Annotated in this window: 9 protein-coding genes; 4 read left to right on the forward strand and 5 right to left on the reverse strand. The window is 64.4% G+C overall.

Going from position 1 to position 19,238, the window contains the following annotated elements; genetic code table 11:
* Window positions 1-31: 31 nt before the first annotated feature.
* Complete coding sequence (locus tag AC1TQG_RS02945) at window positions 32-9,607, reverse strand: amino acid adenylation domain-containing protein (protein ID WP_482135442.1); 9,576 nt, start codon at window positions 9,605-9,607, stop codon at window positions 32-34.
* Between the two features lie 1,388 nt (window positions 9,608-10,995).
* Between AC1TQG_RS02945 and AC1TQG_RS02950 the strand changes: the two genes are divergently transcribed.
* The 3 genes from AC1TQG_RS02950 to AC1TQG_RS02960 are packed head-to-tail and all read left to right on the forward strand — an operon-like array spanning window position 10,996 to window position 13,879.
* A complete protein-coding gene (locus tag AC1TQG_RS02950; RefSeq protein ID WP_482137241.1) occupies window positions 10,996-11,943 on the forward strand; it encodes an ATP-binding cassette domain-containing protein in 948 nt (315 codons plus the stop codon).
* Window positions 11,940-12,749: an ABC transporter permease gene (locus tag AC1TQG_RS02955; protein WP_482135443.1), complete on the forward strand. Its 810-nt coding sequence runs from the start codon at window positions 11,940-11,942 to the stop codon at window positions 12,747-12,749. The genes AC1TQG_RS02950 and AC1TQG_RS02955 overlap by 4 nt, the downstream gene beginning before the upstream one ends.
* A complete protein-coding gene (locus AC1TQG_RS02960; protein ID WP_482135444.1) occupies window positions 12,746-13,879 on the forward strand; it encodes an ABC transporter permease in 1,134 nt (377 codons plus the stop codon). The genes AC1TQG_RS02955 and AC1TQG_RS02960 overlap by 4 nt, the downstream gene beginning before the upstream one ends.
* 3 nt (window positions 13,880-13,882) lie before the next feature.
* Here AC1TQG_RS02960 and AC1TQG_RS02965 read toward each other — a convergent pair whose 3' ends face one another.
* Genes AC1TQG_RS02965 through mftE form a run of 4 tightly spaced genes read right to left on the reverse strand, consistent with a single transcriptional unit; the run spans window position 13,883 to window position 17,914 of the window.
* Window positions 13,883-14,308 carry a PPOX class F420-dependent oxidoreductase gene (locus AC1TQG_RS02965; RefSeq protein ID WP_482135445.1) on the reverse strand — a complete coding sequence of 142 codons (426 nt, stop codon included), beginning with the start codon at window positions 14,306-14,308 and terminating at the stop codon, window positions 13,883-13,885.
* Window positions 14,309-14,358: 50 nt separating this feature from the next.
* Window positions 14,359-15,699: a mycofactocin system GMC family oxidoreductase MftG gene (mftG, locus tag AC1TQG_RS02970; RefSeq protein ID WP_482135446.1), complete on the reverse strand. Its 1,341-nt coding sequence runs from the start codon at window positions 15,697-15,699 to the stop codon at window positions 14,359-14,361.
* Window positions 15,696-17,186 (reverse strand): mycofactocin biosynthesis glycosyltransferase MftF, encoded by a 1,491-nt coding sequence (gene mftF, locus AC1TQG_RS02975; RefSeq protein ID WP_482135447.1) that lies wholly within the window; start codon window positions 17,184-17,186, stop codon window positions 15,696-15,698. The genes mftG and mftF overlap by 4 nt, the downstream gene beginning before the upstream one ends.
* Complete coding sequence (gene mftE / locus AC1TQG_RS02980; RefSeq protein WP_482135448.1) at window positions 17,183-17,914, reverse strand: mycofactocin biosynthesis peptidyl-dipeptidase MftE; 732 nt, start codon at window positions 17,912-17,914, stop codon at window positions 17,183-17,185. Before mftE ends, mftF begins: the two co-directional genes overlap by 4 nt.
* A gap of 156 nt (window positions 17,915-18,070) precedes the next feature.
* Between mftE and AC1TQG_RS02985 the strand changes: the two genes are divergently transcribed.
* Window positions 18,071-19,162, forward strand: a complete 1,092-nt coding sequence (locus AC1TQG_RS02985) for a CaiB/BaiF CoA transferase family protein (protein ID WP_482135449.1) — start codon at window positions 18,071-18,073, stop codon at window positions 19,160-19,162.
* Window positions 19,163-19,238: the final 76 nt, after the last annotated feature.

Genomic DNA, 19,238 nt, shown 5'->3' on the forward strand with positions numbered 1-19,238 from the left:
TGCGCATTGCCCTGTTTTTGTATGTGATCGGTCAGGCGATTCGGGCAGGGTTCGACGACATCCTTGCCACCGTCTGCGCTGCCAGCGAGACGTCTGCAACGAGGGTGTCCACGATCTCCTCGAGATTGGGTCCGGTGCCTGGTAGGAGCAGATCCGGCGCCAGTCCGGACAACGCCGTCATCACCACTGCATCGATGCCGATTCCGCTGGGGGCCAGCGATTCCTGCAGGATCGACAGCCGGTCATGCAGATCCCGGAACGTCACCTCGGTCGCCCCTGATCGCAAGGCAGGCCGGTCAGGATCCTCGCCGGCGACCAGCGCCACCATCCCCGGCAGGTCGGCCACCGTCGTCGGCTCCACCAACGAATCACGCAAACTCTCGGGTTGCGCTGCGGCAGACCAGATGTCGATGTCTCCCACCACGGCACGCGGATCGGTGGCGACCGCGTCGAGAATCCGGATCAATTGGTCTGCGAATCGCGCGATCGTGCTCCGATCGAACAAGTCGGTCGCGTACACGAACGACGCGTTCAGCGGACCGACAACACTGCCGTCCTCACGGTTGTCCGCGAAGGTCAACTTCAGGTCCATTTTCGCGGGCACGACTCCCCAGTCGTATTCACCGACGGTCAGTCCGGGCAGCAGCAGCCCCGACACGGCTGGATTCTCCATCGCGAGCATGACCTGCGCAAGCGGCGAGAAGGCCTCACTGCGAACCGGTTTGAGTTGGTCGACCACCGAGTCGAACGGCACGTCGGCGTGGGCGTAGGCCTCGAGGTCGGTCTTCTGGGCACCGTGCAGCAGATCGATGAACTCCGCGCCGGGATCGACGTCGACCCGCAGGACCACGGTGTTGACGAACATTCCGATGAGATCGTCGAGAGCCTCTTCACCACGCCCCGCGACCGGCGTTGCGATGGCGATGTCATCGCGTCCGCTCAATCGCGACAACAGGGCGGAGAACGCGGCGTGCATGACCATGAACAGTGTGGCTCCATGACCGGCCGCAATGTGATTGAGCCTGGAGACCAACTGTTCGCCGATCTCGAAGTCCACCCGCGCGCCGCGCATCGACTGTTGCGGCGGACGCGGACGGTCGGCGGGCAGTTCGAGGAGTTCGGGCATGCCGTGCAACGCGCGTTCCCAGTACGACAGCTCGCGTCCGGCCACCGTGGCCGGATTGTCGGCGTCACCGAGCAGATCCCGCTTCCACAGCGTGTAGTCGGCGTACTGCACCGCGAGCGGTTGCCAGGCCGGCGCCTCGCCGCGCGAGCGAGCGACATACGCGACCATCAGGTCCCGTGCGAGTGGACCCATCGACTCACCGTCGGCACTGATGTGATGTGCCACAACCGCCAGCACGTGATGATCATCGGACACCCGGAGAAGTCGCATCCGCAGTGGGGGTGCGGCCGTCACATCGAATCCCTGTGCAGCAAAGACGATGAGCTCGTCATCGAGACGTTCGACGTCGACCGGGACCGGATCGAGGGAGACCACGAACTCCGACGGCGCCAGGACAACCTGGCCCGGTACCCCATCACGCTCCGGGTAGTGGGTGCGCAACGATTCGTGACGGCCGATCACATCGCGGGCCGCGTGTTCCAGCGCTTCGACATCCAGTTGCCCCTGCAACCTCAGCGCGCCGGCGATGTTGTATGCAGGCGAACTCTTATCGAGGCGGTTGATGAGCCAGATACGTTGTTGCGCAAGTGACAACGGCAAGAACTCGGGACGCGGCATCGCTGTCAGCTCCGGACGGGAACCAACATCCGGCGCCGCTGCGAGACGGGCGGCGAGCGCTGCGGGTGACGGCGCCTCGAAGAGGTCGCGTACCCCGAGCTGCCGACCGGTGGCCGCGGTGACACGGGCGACCGCGCGCGTCGCCGACAAGGAATCGCCGCCGAGACGGAAGAAAGACTCGACTGCGGACACCCGCTCGATCGACAGGACGTCGGCGAACACCCCGGCGATCGCGATCTCCTCCGGTGTGGTCGGGGCGACGTATATCGCCTCCGCGGAATCGCCGAAGTCGGGTTCGGGCAATGCCGCGCGATCCACCTTGCCGTTGACGGTCAGTGGGACCGTGTCGAGCACCATGATGCTCGACGGCACCATGTGAGCCGGAAGTGTCTGTGCGACAAATGTTGTCAGTTCACCGGCGGTCACGCAGGCCCCCGGAACGAGAACGATGTACGAGACAAGGGCCGTGGTCCCCGACGGGCCGCGGCGCCCGACCGTGGTCGCGAAGTCGACTGATTCGTGGGCTGCCAGCGCCACGTCGACCTCGCCGAGCTCGATGCGAAATCCACGCACCTTGACCTGAAAATCGCTGCGTCCGACGTATTCGATCTGCAGGCGCGGAGCTTCTCCGGCGCCGGCACGATCAACCCACCGCACCACATCACCGGTGCGGTACATCCGGCCACCGGGGTTGTTCGGATCGGCGACGAACCGTCCCGCGGTCAGACCGGGTTTACCGTGGTATCCACGCGCCAAACCCGCACCGGCTACGTACAATTCGCCTTCGGCGCCCACCGGTACCGGCCGCAGCCAGCTGTCGAGCACCACCTCGGCGACACCCCCGATCGGACCGCCGACGGTGACCGGCGAATCGTCCACCGTCAGCTGCTCGCTGACATTGGTGGCCACTGTTGCCTCGGTGGGTCCGTATGCGTTGAACATTGCCCGTCCCACGCCCCACCGGGCCACCAGATCGGCGCCGCATGCGTCGCCGCCGACGATCACCGTGCGCAGCTGTGGCAAACCTTCGGGATCAACCGTGGCCAGGGCGGCAGGTGTGACAAAGGCGTGCGTGATCTCCTCACCGGCCAGGAGCTGATGCAGTTCTTCACCGCCGTAGACGGTCTGGTCGGCGATCACCATCGTCGACGATGCCGCGGTCGCGAGGAACAATTCCAGAATCGAGGCGTCGAAACTCGGAGACGAGAAGTGCAGGGTGCGTGATCGCGCGGTCAGCCCGTAACGCACGCGTTGGTCATTGACGAGATTCGTCAGACCGGCATGCGTCACCACCACGCCCTTGGGCACACCGGTCGAGCCCGAGGTGTAGATCATGTAGGCCGCCTGATGCGGCAGAACCGGTCGACGGCTGATCGGCCCGATCTGGGACGTGCGGGGCATCGCACACCGCTCGCGGAGTGCCGGGCGGTCGAGTTCCAGCCACGTCACATTCTCCGGAAGCGCTGCGACATGGGCGGAGGTCGTCAGCCCGATCGTCGCGCCGGAGTCGGTGATCATGTGTGCCACGCGATCGGCCGGGTAGCCCGGATCGACGGGTACGAAGGCCGCGCCCGCCTTGGCGACCGCCCACTGGGCGACCTGCGATTGCACCGATCGGCCTATGGCGACTGCGACGAAGTCGTCGGGTTTGACTCCTTCGCTGCGCAACACCCGCGCCAGCGAACTGGACAGCTGATCGAGCTCTCGGTAGCTGACGATCCGGTCGGCAGCCACGAGGGCAATGGCATCCGGGGCGTTCCGGGCCGCGGTCCTGAGTAGGTCCGGCAAGGTCGTGACCGGTTCAGCAGCACTTCCGCGCACCGGCATCAGAAGCCGCCGTTCCGCTTCGCCGATCACCGGGAGCTGCGCGATCCGGCGCTCGTGGTCCTCGGTGAACCCCTTGATCACCGACAGCATCCGGTCGGCGAGGTCCGCAACGACCGCGGCATCCAGCCCGGACGACAGATACTTGAACTTGATCTCGAGCCGCTCGCCCGGCATGCCCACCACCGAGAGTGGGTAGTGCGAACCGTCCCGCACGCCCACGCCCCGCAGCTGCATGCCCGCGATGTCGGTGTCCTCGGACAACCCCTGCTTGTCGATCGGATACGACTCGAGCACCAGCAGTGAATCGAACAGGTTTCCGCCGCCCGAAGTGGCCATGACCTCGTTGAGGGCAAGGTGCTGGTGGTCCAGCATTTCGGTCTGCTCGCGCTGCAGCCTGGTCAGGAAGGCCGCTACGGACTCGTCTGGTTCCAGCCGGACCCTGACCGGCACGGTGTTGATGAACAGGCCGACCATCGTCTCGACCCCGCTCAGCTCCGCGGGCCTGCCGGACACGGTCGACCCGAACACCACATCCGACCGACCGGTCTTCGACGCCAGCACCATTGCCCAGGCCGCCTGCAGAACCGTGTTGGCGGTGATGTCGAGCGCCCGCGTCATCGAGCGCAGCGCCCCGTCCAATTCGGGGTCCAGCGTTCGGGTCATGTCGATCGGCACGTCGGAGCCGTCCGGTTCGAAGCGCTCGACGAGCATCGTCGGTTCGGAGCCCTGCAGCGCCTCCGCCCATCGGTGCGTGGCCTCTTCCTTGTCGCGCGTCTGCAACCAGCCGAGGAAATCGCCGTAGGAGCGGACTCGTGGCAGCGCATCCGCCGAACCGATCGCGTACATCGTGAGCAGATCGCGGATCAGCAGGGGTGTCGACCACCCGTCGGCAATCACGTGATGATTGGTGATCGCCAGGACCCAGTGGCCCTCGTCTTGCCGGATCAGGTGCATCCGGGTCAGAGGAGCGGACGCGAGATCGAACCTCTCGGCGCGTTCGGTATCGAGCAACCCCTCGCGTGCTGCGGCACGATCCGCCGGAGCGAGGGTACTGAGATCAGTGAAGCGCCAAGGCAATTCGACCTCGCGGCGCACCAATTGGATGACCTCTCCGGTGCCGGCATCCTGGGTGATCGCCGTACGCAACACGTCATGTCGCGCCAGCAGGCCCTCACCGGCGGCCCGCATCCGATCCGGATCGACGATGCCCTCGAGTTCGAGCACCATCTGTGCCGTGTACACGTCGCCGCCGTCTGCCAACAGGGAGTGGAAGTACATCCCCTGCTGTAGCGGCGACAGCGGCCAGACATCGGTCAATCCCGGGTAGTGGTCCTCCAGGGCGCCGATCTGGCGTTGGTCCAACTCGACCAGCGGCAGGTCGGACGGCGTGAGTCCACCACTTCCGGTATCGCCTGCGTGGTGCGATAGCGCGGTCATCGCCTCGACCCACAGCGCGCCGATCTCCAGTGCATCTGATTCGGACAGGACTCCGGTGGCATAGGTGAGCGAAGCCACCAGTCGTGCGGCGGCTCCATCACCCTCCACACCGGCGTTGATCTCCAGCGGAGCCGTCAATGGCGCGTCCGGATCCACGGTCGCCATGAACCCGCAGATCCCCACGCTTTCCTCCGGCATCCAGGCCACGGCACCAGAGTCCGTTCCGGTGCCGCCGACCGTTCGGCGGCCGAGGTAGTTGAAGATCAGGTGTGGCTCGGCGCCACCCGACAACTGTTGGCGCCCATCGGCATCGAGGTAGCGCAAGATACCGTAACCGACACCGCCATCCGGGATCTCGAGTAGTTGTTCTTTCACCGCCTTGATCGCACGAGCAGCATCGGGGCCGCCGCGCAGTGCGTCGTCGAGGTCGGTGGCCGAGGGCAAGGTCAGCTGAACAGGGAACAAGCTGGTGAACCAGCCGACCGTGCGCGAGAGGTCGGCGCCTGCGACTATGTCGTCGTCGCGACCGTGTCCCTCGAGAGCGACCAGGACCGAGTCCGAATCGTCGCCGCCCAACTGTCGCCAGCGGCTGACCGCGAGCAGCAACGCCGTCAGCAATCCGTCGTTGACACCACCTCGGAACGCAGCGGGCAGGCGGGTGAGCATCGCTCCGGTGACATCCGCGGGAACCGTCACCTTGACTGTCGCCGCTGTCGCCGCTTTGTCGACGTCGGAGTTCAGCGGCCGCGATCCCAACGGCTCCTGCGGCGAGTGGACTGTTCGAAGCCACAGTGGCATTTCGTCTCGACGGCTTGCGGCCGCCGCGATCTCTGTGGTCGCGTGCGACCATCTGCGCAGCGATGTCCCCACCGGTTCGAGCGAAACCGGAAGCCCGGCAGCACATTGCGACCAGGCAATCGCCAGATCTGGCAGCAGCACCCGCCACGAAACGCCATCCACCACAAGGTGATGTGCAACGAGGAGCAGCAGACCGCCGGTACCACTCGAGTCCGGCAGATGTACTGCCTGGAACATCACTCCCCGACCCGGATCCAGCCGCTTAGCGGCCAGTTCGAGCTCGGCTGCGATGAGAACGCCGGAGGTGGTGTGGTCATCTACGACGGCGCTCAGTACATCGCGTGCATCAACTGCGCCTCGCTCGCGGACGTGCATCCGCCATTGATCATCGACCTCGATCAGGCGCGAACGAAGTGCATCATGATGATCGATGATCGCCTGCAACGCCGGTTCCAGGCTTTCGGTGCGCAGGTCTTCGGGCAATCTGATCGCCGTCGCCTGAGACAGGCGCGTCCAGTGCTGCTGCTCGATCATCCAGTGTCCGATGGGAAGCAGCGGCAAATCGCCGCCGCCACCGCCCGGTAGTTCTTCGAGCACCTCCACCACATAGTCCGTCGCTGCTCGCTGGGCGATCAGATCTGCCAGTCCGGCAACAGTTTTGCAATCGAAGACGTCACGGGTGGTGAGGGCGATGCCGGCCTCCCGCGCTTGAGAGACCAGCTGGATCGACATGATGCTGTCGCCACCGAGGACAAAGAAGCTGTCAGCCGTACTGACTCGCGCCAACCCGAGCACCTCACCGAAAACGCCTGCGATGGTCTCTTCGAGCTGCGTGGACGGGGCAACGAAGGTGGTCGAGCGGACACCGAAGTCGGGCTCCGGCAATGCCTTTCGATCGACTTTCCCATTGCCGCTGAGCGGCATCACATCGAGCACCACCACCGCTGCCGGAACCATGTAGCTGGGCAGGGTCTCGGCCAGGTATTCGATCACCGCCCACCGATCGGGGTCGGTGCCCTCGGCGGCCACCACGTAACCGATCAATCGGGTGCTCGGGCCACTCGTGTCGATGGTCACCACCGCTTGCGCCACATCGTGGTGTGAAAGCAATGCGGACTCGATGTCGCCAAGCTCGATCCGCAAACCGCGGATCTTGACCTGGTGGTCGGCACGACCGAGATACCGCAGCTCGCCCTGCCGATCCCAGCTGACAACATCGCCGGTTCGATACATGCGCTCGCCGGATCCGTAGGGGTTGGCGACGAAGCTCGCGGCCGTCGCCCCGAATCGATTCGCGTATCCCCGTCCCACGCCGACACCGGCGAGGTAGAGCTCGCCTGCCACCCCTTGCGGTACCGGGCGCAGTCGTGAATCCAGCACATAGAGCGAGATGTTGTCGATGGGACCACCGATCGGCACCGCTCTGGCGGCATAGGCATCCGGTGCGGAGTCCATCTGGTGGAACGAGACCACATCCGAGAATTCCGTCGGTCCGTAGCTGTTATAGATCGCCGTGCCTGCTGCCAGATGCTCACGCACCTGGTCCGGTCTCACCGGCTCGCCACCGAGTACCAGCGACCTCACCGACGTGGTCATCCTCGACGGATCGTGTTCGGAGAGAACAGCGAACGCGCTCGGCGCCATGTTCAACACGTCATCGGCACCACCACCGATACGGGCCGAGATGTCGTCCGGATCGAATCCGTCATTCGCCAGACTGATCGTCGCGCCGTCTGCCAGCGCCGCCCAGATGTTCTTCTGGGTGAGGTCGAAGGTCGGCGACGAGGCAACCAGCACACCGTCGCCGTCACCGAGTGACATCGTCCGCCGGTACCAGCCGAGCGTGTTGGCAACCCCGGTCATCGGCACCAGTACCGGCTTGGGGCGCCCGGTGGAGCCCGACGTCGAGATGACGTACGCCAGGCGCGCGCCGGCGCCGGCCTCCGCCCACCGGTCCGATGGCGTTGCGGGGTCACGCCGGGCGATGCTCGCAGCACACTGCGGGTCGTCCAGCACGATGATGTGGCTGTTCGCGGCGGCAGGTGCTGCCGCGTCCTTCCACGACGCGGTGGTGACCACAACCCTGCTGTCGCAATCGTCGAGAATCGCCGAGACCCGGTTGCGCGGGACATCGGGGTCGATGGGTGCGTAGGCGGCGCCGGCTTTCCACGCGGCCAACATCGACACGACCCAGTCCGTACCACGCGGCAAGATCAGGCCGACGACATCGTCGGGCCCGATTCCACGCGAGATCAATTCGTTGGCGAGCCTGTTCGCACGTTCATCGAGCTCGGCGCGCGACAGGCCGGCTCCGGCACCAACCACGGCGACTCGGTCCGGTCCGGCGCAGACCTGCTGATTCCACAGTCTCAGCGGACTCGGATCGACCACGACGGGTACGCCTGTGCCGGACTCCAGGATCCGCCCGGTCTCGGCCTCGTCGAGCAGCTCGAGATCGCTGACCGCGGCATCGTCCCCCGCTTCGAGGTACCTGTGCAGGAAAGCCAGGAAACGCCTGTGGTGATCGGCCAGTTCATCAGCGTCGTAGAGATTCGGGTTCGCCTCGAAATCGATTCGCAGATTATCCGATTCGCCCGTATAGATGTTCAGCGACAGATCCAGAACCGGGCCGGTACTGAGTACCTGAGTGGTACCGGTCGCCGTTCCCAGCTCCACAGTCGGCGAGAACATCATGATGTTGACCGCCGGGCCGAAACGTCCGTGTTCACCGGCGATACCGATGTCCCGACGCATGTCCTCGTGCCGATACAGCTGGTGACGCAGCGCGCCGGTCAGCTCGGTCTGTGCCGCCTTTCGCAACTCGCCGACCGAACGATCGAGCGCCACCCCGAGGCGGAGCGGGACAATGTTGGAAACCATACCGCCGCAACGCCGTAGCGCCGCGGTGTGGCGGGCCGAGACCGGGAGACTGAGGACGACGTCGTCCGCTCCGCACATCCGGGACAGGTACCCGGCGAACGCTGCGACGACCACTGGTGCCGCACCGCCCACCGACTCGGCCGAGCGCGAGAGCAGCTGCGCGGTCTCGGTGTCCAATTCCGTGGACGCCACGAGCGAATAGGCGCCGGGGGCGGCGACCTTCGGACTGAGCGATAGCGCGGCCGAGAGCCCGGCCGTGCGCTCCGACCAGTACTCACGATCCATTGCGAACCGCGTCGATTCCCGATATTTCTGCTCATTGGCAACGATCTGCGGAAGATCGGGCGCCTTGCCCGGTGACGGGTTCCGCCCCTCCGCCATTGCGCTGTATACGTCGGCGACCTGGCGTAAACCGGTCATCGCGGAGAATCCATCCGCGGCGATGTGGTGACTGCGCATGTACCAGAAGAACCTGTCGGTGCCGATCTTCAAGAGCGCGGAGACTGCGAGGCGGTCGGTGAACAGAGCGACCGGACGACCATAGTCGGCACGCATCCATGCCATGGCCGCCGCGCGGGGATCGGGCTCTCCGACGAAGTCCACGAATTCGATCGTGTCGTCGAAGCGGCGGTCCACCACCTGCATCGGAAGGCCATCGGTTTCGATGAGTTTGAGATATCCCGAAGCTGTCTCGTGAGCAACGGCGCGGGTTGCCTCCGTCAGCAGTCCCAGATCGACCGGACCTGACAGATCAACAAAAAGCGCAATGTTGATAGGGGTGTCCCCCAGAGCGTGCTGGGCGAACCATATTCCGCGTTGCGCTGCAGAAATTGGAAACGCACTGTCGCGAAGATCGCGCTGTGAACCCGTAACTGCATCAGTCACACCCACCGCTGCTCCGATCCCGGACCAGATGTCCATGACGTCATCGCAGAACACTCCCCCGATCTTTTCCGACAAAACTCACGAGAATGAAATGGTATCCAAACCCACTGGCCCATCTGGCCGGTTGCAGGCGCGTTAGGTTGAAGGGACGACAATTCATTCTCCGGATCACCAAAGAATGCTTCTTGCAATATCTCCCCGGCTCCCCCAGGCGTTACACACCTATTCGGCGACATGACCGAACAGCTTCATAATGCCCTTATCGGACCGGAGCCCGAAATGGTTACGACACTCGCGAGATCTCATCGCCCAACCTCCGTCCCCTGCGGGGCAACAGTCAGTCAATCGACTGATTTGCCCATCGATCCGGTGGATATCACGACCGATCACGAACTCGCCGAATCCGCCGTGCCAGACGTTCGCAGCCGTGCCCGGTTTCGAGTTGGTGCTCGTATCTTTGGGCAGTCGGCGGCGAATACAGTAACGGTATCGCCGCAGGTCGCCGCGAACACGAGTAGCCGGGTACCCGAAAATCTCAGTCCCTCAACGCCGCCATGCGAGTAGGACTTTCACGCGGTCAGTACGTGCGCGGACCCCCCGACGCTTGCCACCCCGACCCGAATCCGGACAGTGGCTTGAAGCGGACATTTCGAACGAATCCTCCGAATCCGGCACCACCCGAAATTCCTGCACTAACCTTGGTGACCGTATGTGGACGTGGAAATAAATCACCACGCCTGGGTATTTCTTTGCTTCTTTCCACTACGATCAAGTCCCGTCCGCCGCGTCGCCGCGTGGGCGAAATCTTAGGCCATCGGACGCGCACCGATTCGGTGGCGGCGTGAGCGATTTCGTTCTTTTCGCCACCCTGGGCGCCCTATTTTTTGCATAGAAGACACTGCGGGCGCAAGATAAAACTTACCTAAAGCAATTAAAAGCTCTGCTAAGCATTAGTTGTAACGGCGACACCTCCGGCACGATGAATAGGACAGCTGACCGGCATGGTATTTGTGGAATCAAAGAGGGTGGGCCGCAAGCATGGCAGAACCGACCTGGCGATGACTGTCGGCGACGAAGAAGCCCCGACAGCTCGTGCGACGCAAACTAGAACGGACTGGACAATGCAGGTGCAGGCGCAACCTGATACGGCCGACTCGGAAGTCGGCCCACAGACCAACGTGACAGGCGCGCGTCATCGGGCGCCGGAATCGCATCCGGGTCCACCGACACCGACCGAGGGCACACAGGTCGGTGAAACCCAGGTCGGTGAAACACAGGCCCCTCACTCGCAGGACGGCGGAATCGGGCACCCTGTCGATCACACCGGTACGGACAGCGGATCTGGTGACCGGTCAGAAGCACCAACACCGGCACCAACACCGGCACCGGCACCGGCACCAACCCTTGCCGACGACGATGCGGTCGTGGTCGACGGACTGGTCAAACGGTTCGGCGACTTCACGGCTGTCGACGGCATCAGTTTTCGGGTCGCGCGCGGTCAGGTCCTCGGGCTCCTCGGCCCGAATGGCGCGGGCAAGACCACCATGGTCAACATGTTGTGCACACTCTTGCGTCCCGACGACGGTCAAGCGTTCGTTGCCGGCCACGACATCGCCAAAGACCGTGCAGCCGTTCGCAAATCGATCATGCTGACCGGTCAGTTCGCAGCCTTGGACGAATCCTTGTCCGGCCGTGAGAATCTCGTCCTGTTCGGCAGGCTGATGGGCCTACCCAAAAAGGCTGCGACCCGGCGGGCCGACGAATTGCTGGTCGCATTCGACTTGGAGGTCGCCGGCTCCCGGCGCGTCGGTAAGTTCTCCGGTGGAATGCGCCGCCGAATCGATATCGCCTGCGGCCTGGTGGTTCGACCGGAGGTGGTGTTCCTCGATGAGCCGACCACCGGGCTCGACCCCCGGAGCCGACAGGAGGTCTGGAAGATCGTCAATGCCCTGCGAGAACAAGGCATCACCACCGTTCTGACCACCCAGTATCTCGAGGAAGCAGATCTGCTGAGCGACAACATCATTGTCATCGACAAAGGCAAAGTGATCGCCGAGGGTACAGCCGCCGAACTGAAGGAACAGGTCGCCGGAACATTCTGCGAGATCCTCCCGGAGCTGCCCGCCGATCTACCGCGCATCCGCGAGTTGCTCACCGGCCTCGTGGCAGATGATGCGATCCGGGCCGACGCGGCCGGGAGCTCGCTTATCGTTCCGGCGCCCCAGGGTGCAGCAACGCTCGTCGAAATCGTCCGCCGCACCGACGAAGCCAACATCACGTTGACCGACATCGGTCTACGCCGACCCTCTCTCGACGACGTGTTCCTGACGCTGACCGAACACTCGCACGTTCAGCAGGGTGACAAACCGTGAGTACCGTCATCAATCCCGGCACCCTCGATTCGGCGCGCCCACATATACAACCGATCAGCCAATGGCTCGCGCTGAATCGGAGGTTCCTGACCACGATGTGGCGCCACGGCGAGTTCGCGCTGTGCGTCCTGGCCCCGATACTCCTGACGCTCTGCTTCTTTGTGCCCCTCAACAAGGTCATGGGCCTGTACGCGGGCATCGACTACGCCCAGTTCCTCATGCCCATCATCTGTCTGCAGTCGACGAGCTTCGTGGCAACCTCTGCGGCGATGCGTTCGGCCAACGACCTCACGATCGGTGTGACCACCCGTCTGCGAACGGTGCCCATCAACCCGATGGTCTCGCCGCTCTCACGGCTCGGCGCGAACACCGTTCTGCTTGTCGTCTCCCTGACGTCGGCGATGATCTCGGGGCTGGTCATCGGGTGGCGGGCACACCACGGGCCGTGGTACCTGCTCGGATTCCTTGCGGTCGCTTTTGTGGTCGGTGTGGTCTTCGCCTTCGGGGCCGACGTGATCGGAACGCTGGCGGGCAACCCGGAATCAACGAGCCAAGCGATGACACTGCCCACGCTCATCCTCGGCATGTTGTCGACCGGGTTCGTTCCCGAGTCCCAGTTCCCGGAATGGATACAACCATTCGCCCGCAATCAGCCCGTCTCTCAATTCGCCGCTCTGATGCGACAATTCGACGAGGGTGCGGTGACAACCGGACAGGTGATCCCAGCGGTGTGCTGGGCTGCCGGGCTGATCGCACTCGCAGTCGCCGGGATCGTACTGGCAGCCTTCCGGACCTCACGCGCATGACAACAACCGAGAATTCGATGTCGGAGTCGACGACCCCACGGCATCGGGCCGCCAGTACAGATCAACAGGATCATTGGTGGCGGGCCCATCTGGACCCGGAGCGCGCGCGAACAAGGCGGGCGGTCGACAGGGACGAAGATGAGACGATCAACTTTCCGGGGACCGGGTCGCTGCGCAATGCGGTGGGGCCCTGGGTTAGCGCACGACCGGGCGATGGCGACGGGACCGGTGTCGTGACATCCGAATCCCTCGAGGATGCCGACCGGCCGCAGTATTCACCGACCGGAGATCGGACCGACGAGCGGTTGGTGGCACTGGCAACCGCATTCCCCGCCGACACCCATGCGCAAGAGACCGGTCTTCGGGCCTACCTACTGCACACCGCGATCCTCTCGTCCCGGCAACTCACGGTGTGGACCCGTGACAAGAAGGTCCTCATCCAGAGCATCGTCTTCCCCGCACTGAGCATGATCATGTTCAAAGTGGTACTCGGCGACGCGATCACGGCTGCCACAGGTATCAACAGCGCATACGGCACCGTCCCCCTCGTGGTCCTTGTCGGTGCGATGTTCGGGTCGCTCATCGCCGGCATCAGACTTCGGCGTGAGCAACGCACGGGACTGCTGACCCGCCTCTACGTCCTGCCGGTTCACAAGGGAGCCGACCTGAGCGCGCGTCTCATCTCAGAACTGGCCCGGATCCTCGTCGCCACAATCGCTCTGACCACGTTCGGCATGCTGATCGGGTGGCGGTTCGACCAGGGACTGCTGCCCGCATTGGGGATCTTTCTCGTGCCGCTGCTCTTCGGCGCCGCATTTTCGACAGTGATGCTGACGGTCGCGATGTCGTCGACCAACCTGCCACTGGTACAACTCATGTCACTGTTCTCGAGCCTGCTGATGTTCTTCAATTCCGGTTTCGCACCGGTGTACGCCTACCCCGCGTGGATACAGCCGATCGTGCGCGAGCAACCGATGACGTGTGCGATCGACAGTATGCGTGCGCTCGCCCTCGGTGGTCCGGTGGCCGAAAGTTTGACCAAGACCATCCTGTGGGCAGTTCTCGTCATTGCGATCTTCTTCTATCCGGCTGTCCGTGGATTCCGCAGGGCTGCAGCCACCCGCGCCTGACGGCTAGGCCGTCATATCGAGCGCTGCAATGACTTTCGTCGGCTCGATCCAGACCACCAGTTCACCGGGAACGCCGTTGCGGTCGCCGAATTCTTTTCCGCGATCGGCGCCCATATAGCGCACCCCGCAAGCCGTTGCGATTCGATGTACGTCGGCCAGATCATCGCTGACATGGGCGATGCCCTGCACCTGGACAAAGGCGTAGGGCGGTTCTTGTAGGTCGACGCACATCACAACCCGATCGTCGCGGACAAGTGCCTTACCCTTTGCCGTACCCGCTCCGGTGTTGAACGCGAACCGGTCACCGTCGACCACGAACCAGACCGGGGCCACCAGCGGTCTGCCATCCGATGCGGTGAAACCGAGGTGACCGGTCTTCGTTCCATCCTCGAGGAACGCCCGGATCGCGGGATCAGAAAGTGAGGTCATCGCTTCACGATACCCACGATTCCACTTCTGATCTCAAATATTCTGTGGACTCAGGCAATCTGGTCTGCGATGTGCGAGGCCACCATCATCACCGTTGCATGCGGACCACTCGACCCCGCGGTCGGCAGAATCGATGCATCGAGGACCCGCAATCCGGGGACCGCGGTCACCGCGCCGTGCCAATCGGTGTCGACACCCATCGGAAGTGTCCCCCACGCATGTTGGGACGTGCGGATCACCGGGTCGGCCACCGCACCACCCCGGCTCCGATCGGCCAGGCCGGCAAAGCGCGGGCCATCGAGCATCTCGCGGACGCGCTCGGCCCATACCTCGAGCTTCTCGACGTCGGATCGGCTCACCTCACCGAGATCGACAACCAGACCACTCGTCAGGTCCCACTCGATCGATCCGGGGTTCTCGGGATGCATCAGGGCAACCCCCATCGCCGGACCAGAGGCCGGGACCCCGGTGATGAAGTCCGCGAAATCTCCGTTGTAGCAGCGCACTTCGATTCCGTCGTCGGTATGCAACACCGATTGCAACAACGCGCGCGCCACACCCACCGCCGGATCGGCCGGTGTGAACCGGACAAGCATCTCGCGATGCTCCCAGACGCCGGCGTTCTGCGTGCCGAGGATCCCGGACCGGGCCAGGAGCGCAGCGGTGCCCAATGTTCCCGCGCACAGGATCACCTCGTCGGCAGCGATGACCTGCTCCCCGACCACGACCGCGGTGACGCGGTCGCCGCAGCGCCGCAATTGCGTCACCTCGGCGTCGGTGACCAACTGCAGATTGGGGCGGCCCTCGATACGCTGCGCGATCGATTCCGCCGCGGTCCACCGCAGACCGCCGTCGCGGTTCGATCGCACCCGGACCACACCCACATCCGGCCACGGCGATACAACGTCACCGAAACCCTCGTCATGCCAATGACTTTCAAATGCTTGCGCATAGTCGTGCAACTCGTCGTCACCAAAGGCCGACACATGCATGCTGCCGCCCCCGGGACTGCCTCCGTCGAGCCGGTCATAGGTCGCGGAGATCCCGGATCGCTGCCACGGCCAGCCGGCGAAATCGGATTCGTGCCATCGCATGAAGTAGCCACCGTTGACCGCCGACGAACCACCCAGACCCCGTCCTCGTGGCAGATCAAAACCCTGGCGGCTCGGAAAGTGGACCACGCGCCCCGAACCGGCCTCCACCGGCAGTCGATCCAGCCTCAACGAGGCCGCCTCCGGCATTCCGGGACCGGCCTCCAGCCACAGCACCGTGCGCTCGGGGTCGCGCGAAAGACGTTCGGCCACCACACATCCGCTGCTACCGGCACCGACAACGATCACGTCCGCACCGTTCGGGGTCAACCGGGATCGCCCCGGCTCAACCGAACTCACCCGGCGGCGGCAGGCACGTCCGGTGAACGCGGCCTGGCGTTGGCCGAGTTACCGATCTGCGGGTACAGCGCTTCCATACTGCGCCCGGTCAATGCACCCTGCCAGAGCCCGGTCCCGTAGGCGAGGTCGTCGAGACGCTTGAGGACCATGAACCGCCACCAGCCGACCCTGGCGCCGGGGGTGGGGTTGACCAATTCCAGCCGCACCCACTCGTATGCAGCCTCACCCACTGCAACCGCGAGGAGCAGTGTCCGGAATCGCTTGGACACCAGTGCAAGCAGGAATGACAGCGGCCAGTAGTGCCGGCACATCGCCGACGCCGACTGCAACAATCCGAATCCCACCGATTGGGCGGTCAGCTTGGCCGCCATCCGGGCCGCATCCGGCATCGACGACACCCTGCGATGAAGACGCCCGCCCAGTACACCGAACACAACCAATGCCACCAGGACACCCCAGCCGGTACCGGTCACCAGTGCAGCCATCGCTGCCGCCATCGGGACGGTCAAGGCCAGCGGTGCGGCCATGCCGGGGTGGCGACCGGACAGCAGCGCTGCCCCGGTTCCGTAATATCGTTTGCGATCCAGACTCTTCGACAGCCGCTGCCGATGATCGTGGGCCACCGTGGCCACCGGGTCGTACCGCAGCGACCAGCCACGTTGATGTAGCCGCCAGCACAGGTCGACGTCCTCGGCCACTTCCATCGACTCGTCGAAACCGTCAAAACAACTGCGCCGCAAGACCATCGCGGCGCTCGGAACATAGGGGATCCGCGACCGGGGCGCGATCTGCCCCTCCCGCCAACCCATGTCGAGTGACGAGCACAGCGCCTCGTAGCGCGACATCGCGCCGCCACCGGGGTCGAGGGCGACGATTCGCGGCGCCACCAGCGCCACCTTCGGATCGGAGAAATGACCGAGCAGCTTGGTCAGCCAGTCGTGCTCGGGAACGACATCCGAGTCGAGAAACGCGACCAGTTCGGTATCGGCCTGCGCAGCACCACGATTGCGGGCCGCGGCCGGACCCTGACTCTTCTCGTTGCGCAACACGGTCGCGCCTGGCGCGGTGATCGGAACGGCCGAACCGTCGTCAACCACGACGACCTTGTGGCCGTCGAGCACAGCCAACAGTCGATCGATACCGGGTTGGTTGTCGCGCACCGGGATCACCACGGTGACAGCGGAATCCGTGGGTCCGAACATCGGCCGGGGATGCCCTACCCCGGCATCGAGGAGTTTGCGGGCCAGACTGGAGGTCAGCTGATCGCGCACGGTCAGCCGGCCGTCGGCATCGAGCAGGCCTCCGGCGACCTCGGACAGGTTCAGCAGTCGCACCGGAGAGCCGCCGACGATATGGCGGCGATCGGAAGTCACCGTGCAGTGGGAGTCGATCTGCACCTGGAAGCCGACCGGCGGAAACTGCGCCGCCGGATCTGCCGCTGCCGGGGCCACACACTCATCGGGGCGGTTGTCTTGCTCCGAGATCACTGCAGCATTCCGTTCGCATCGGCCTGCCACCGCTCGAGTCCGTCGGACAGTTTCGCGGCCATCTCGTTCAACATTCGCCTTCCGTCGGCCGCCGAGGCGGCCAGGGGGTCCCCGAGTACTCCGTTGTCACTCACCGCCGCGACACCCCCGGTACGCATCGACGCCATCAGCTCCGACACCGGGGCCACGTTGCCGCGGACCATCTCGTCGGACCGCACGACCAACGGTGAAATATGAAGCAGTAGCGATGTTTCGGTGTGGCCCGCGTGTGCATCGCCACCGGTCGTGGCGCAAGGAAACCAAGCGACGTCACGTCCTTCCGAACGTAGCTGCGTGACCGCGGATACCAGGGTCCGACCGTTACCACCATGCCCGTTGACGAACAGCAATCGCGAAGACCAACGGCAGGCACTTCGACCGTACTCGACAAGCACCGAATGCAGAACCTCCTGACCGATCGAAATCGTGCCGGGAAAGCCTTCGTGCTCACCGGCGGCACCATAGCTCAGTGGCGGGGCGAGCAAGAGGTCGTGAGCGGTGTTTACCGGGTCGTCGACGCTGCCGGGTCGAACTGCCGCCTCCGCCACCGCCACCGCGATCCGCACGTCGGTGTCGAGGGGCAGGTGTGGTCCATGTTGTTCGATGGATCCCAATGGGACGACAAGGGTTGTTGATCGCTCGTTGAGCTCGGTCCAGCTCCGAAGTCCGAGCTCGCCCGCCGGTGTCATTCCGACCATGTTAGACCGTATCGGTCGACGCCTGAAGGGTTTACCGCCCGAGCAATCGCTCGGTACCTGGTTTACTGGGAAACCGACCGTATCTGGTTGCGAAAGATCGCGCCCGCGAGACGCGGCGCACGACCATTCAACGATGAGGGGCAGCGAATGACGAAGAACGGACCGTTGAGCGGGACACGGGTGATCGAGTTCGCGGGGATCGGGCCGGGCCCGCATGCCGCGATGATGCTCGGAGACCTGGGGGCCGATGTCGTGCGTATCGAGCGCGCGGGCAAGTTGCCCGCGCAGGGCGAGGTGGCCGACCAACTGCTACGCAACCGGACCGTCGTCGAAGCGAACCTCAAGGACCCCGTCGACAAAGAGGCGATCATGAACCTCATCGCGAAGGCGGATGTGGTGATCGAGGGTTTCCGGCCCGGCGTGACCGAGCGGCTGGGCTTCGGGCCCGAGGACGTCGCGAAGGTCAACCCACGCATCGTCTACGGCCGCATGACCGGATGGGGCCAGGACGGACCGCTGGCGAACGTGGCGGGCCACGACATCAACTACATCTCCCTGACCGGCATGCTGCACGCGGTCGGTCGCGCGGACGAGGTTCCCACTCCCCCACTGAACCTCTTCGGCGATTTCGGCGGTGGATCGATGTTCCTGGTGCAGGGCATCCTGGCCGCCCTCCTCGAACGCGAGAAGTCCGGGAAGGGCCAGACCATCGACGCCGCAATGGTCGACGGTGTGTCCGTGCTCGGCCAAATGATGTGGGCCTGGCGCGGTACCGGCTTCTGGGGAGACCAGCGCGGCTCCAATCTTCTCGACACCGGCGCACCGTTCTATGAGGTCTACGAGACCGCGGACGGCAAGTACTTCGCCGTCGGGGCGATCGAGCCACAGTTCTACGCCCTGCTCCTCGAAGGCATGGGCCTGACGGACGACACCACACTGCCGCACCAACTCGACATGCCGCAGTGGCCCGCGATGAAGATCCGTTTCGCCGAAGTATTCAAATCCAAGACGCGCGACGAGTGGACCGCGATCTTCGATGGCACGGATGCCTGCGCGTCGCCCGTTCTCGATTGGGAGGAGGCCACCGAGAACAAGCACCTGGTGGCACGCCAAACCCTGATCGAACTCGACGGTGTCACGCAACCTGCTGTGGCCCCGCGCTTTTCCCGGTCGGTCCCCGACGCCCCGGCCGCGCCGGCCCGCACCGCGACCGACCCGGCGACCCTCTGGCTCGACTGACACCAGCCAGACGCTCCACATATACAAGGACGCTCCACATATTTGTGGAGCGTCCTCGTATTTCCGGAGCGTTTGT

It is taken from the genome of Williamsia sp. Y844 (assembly GCF_056786475.1).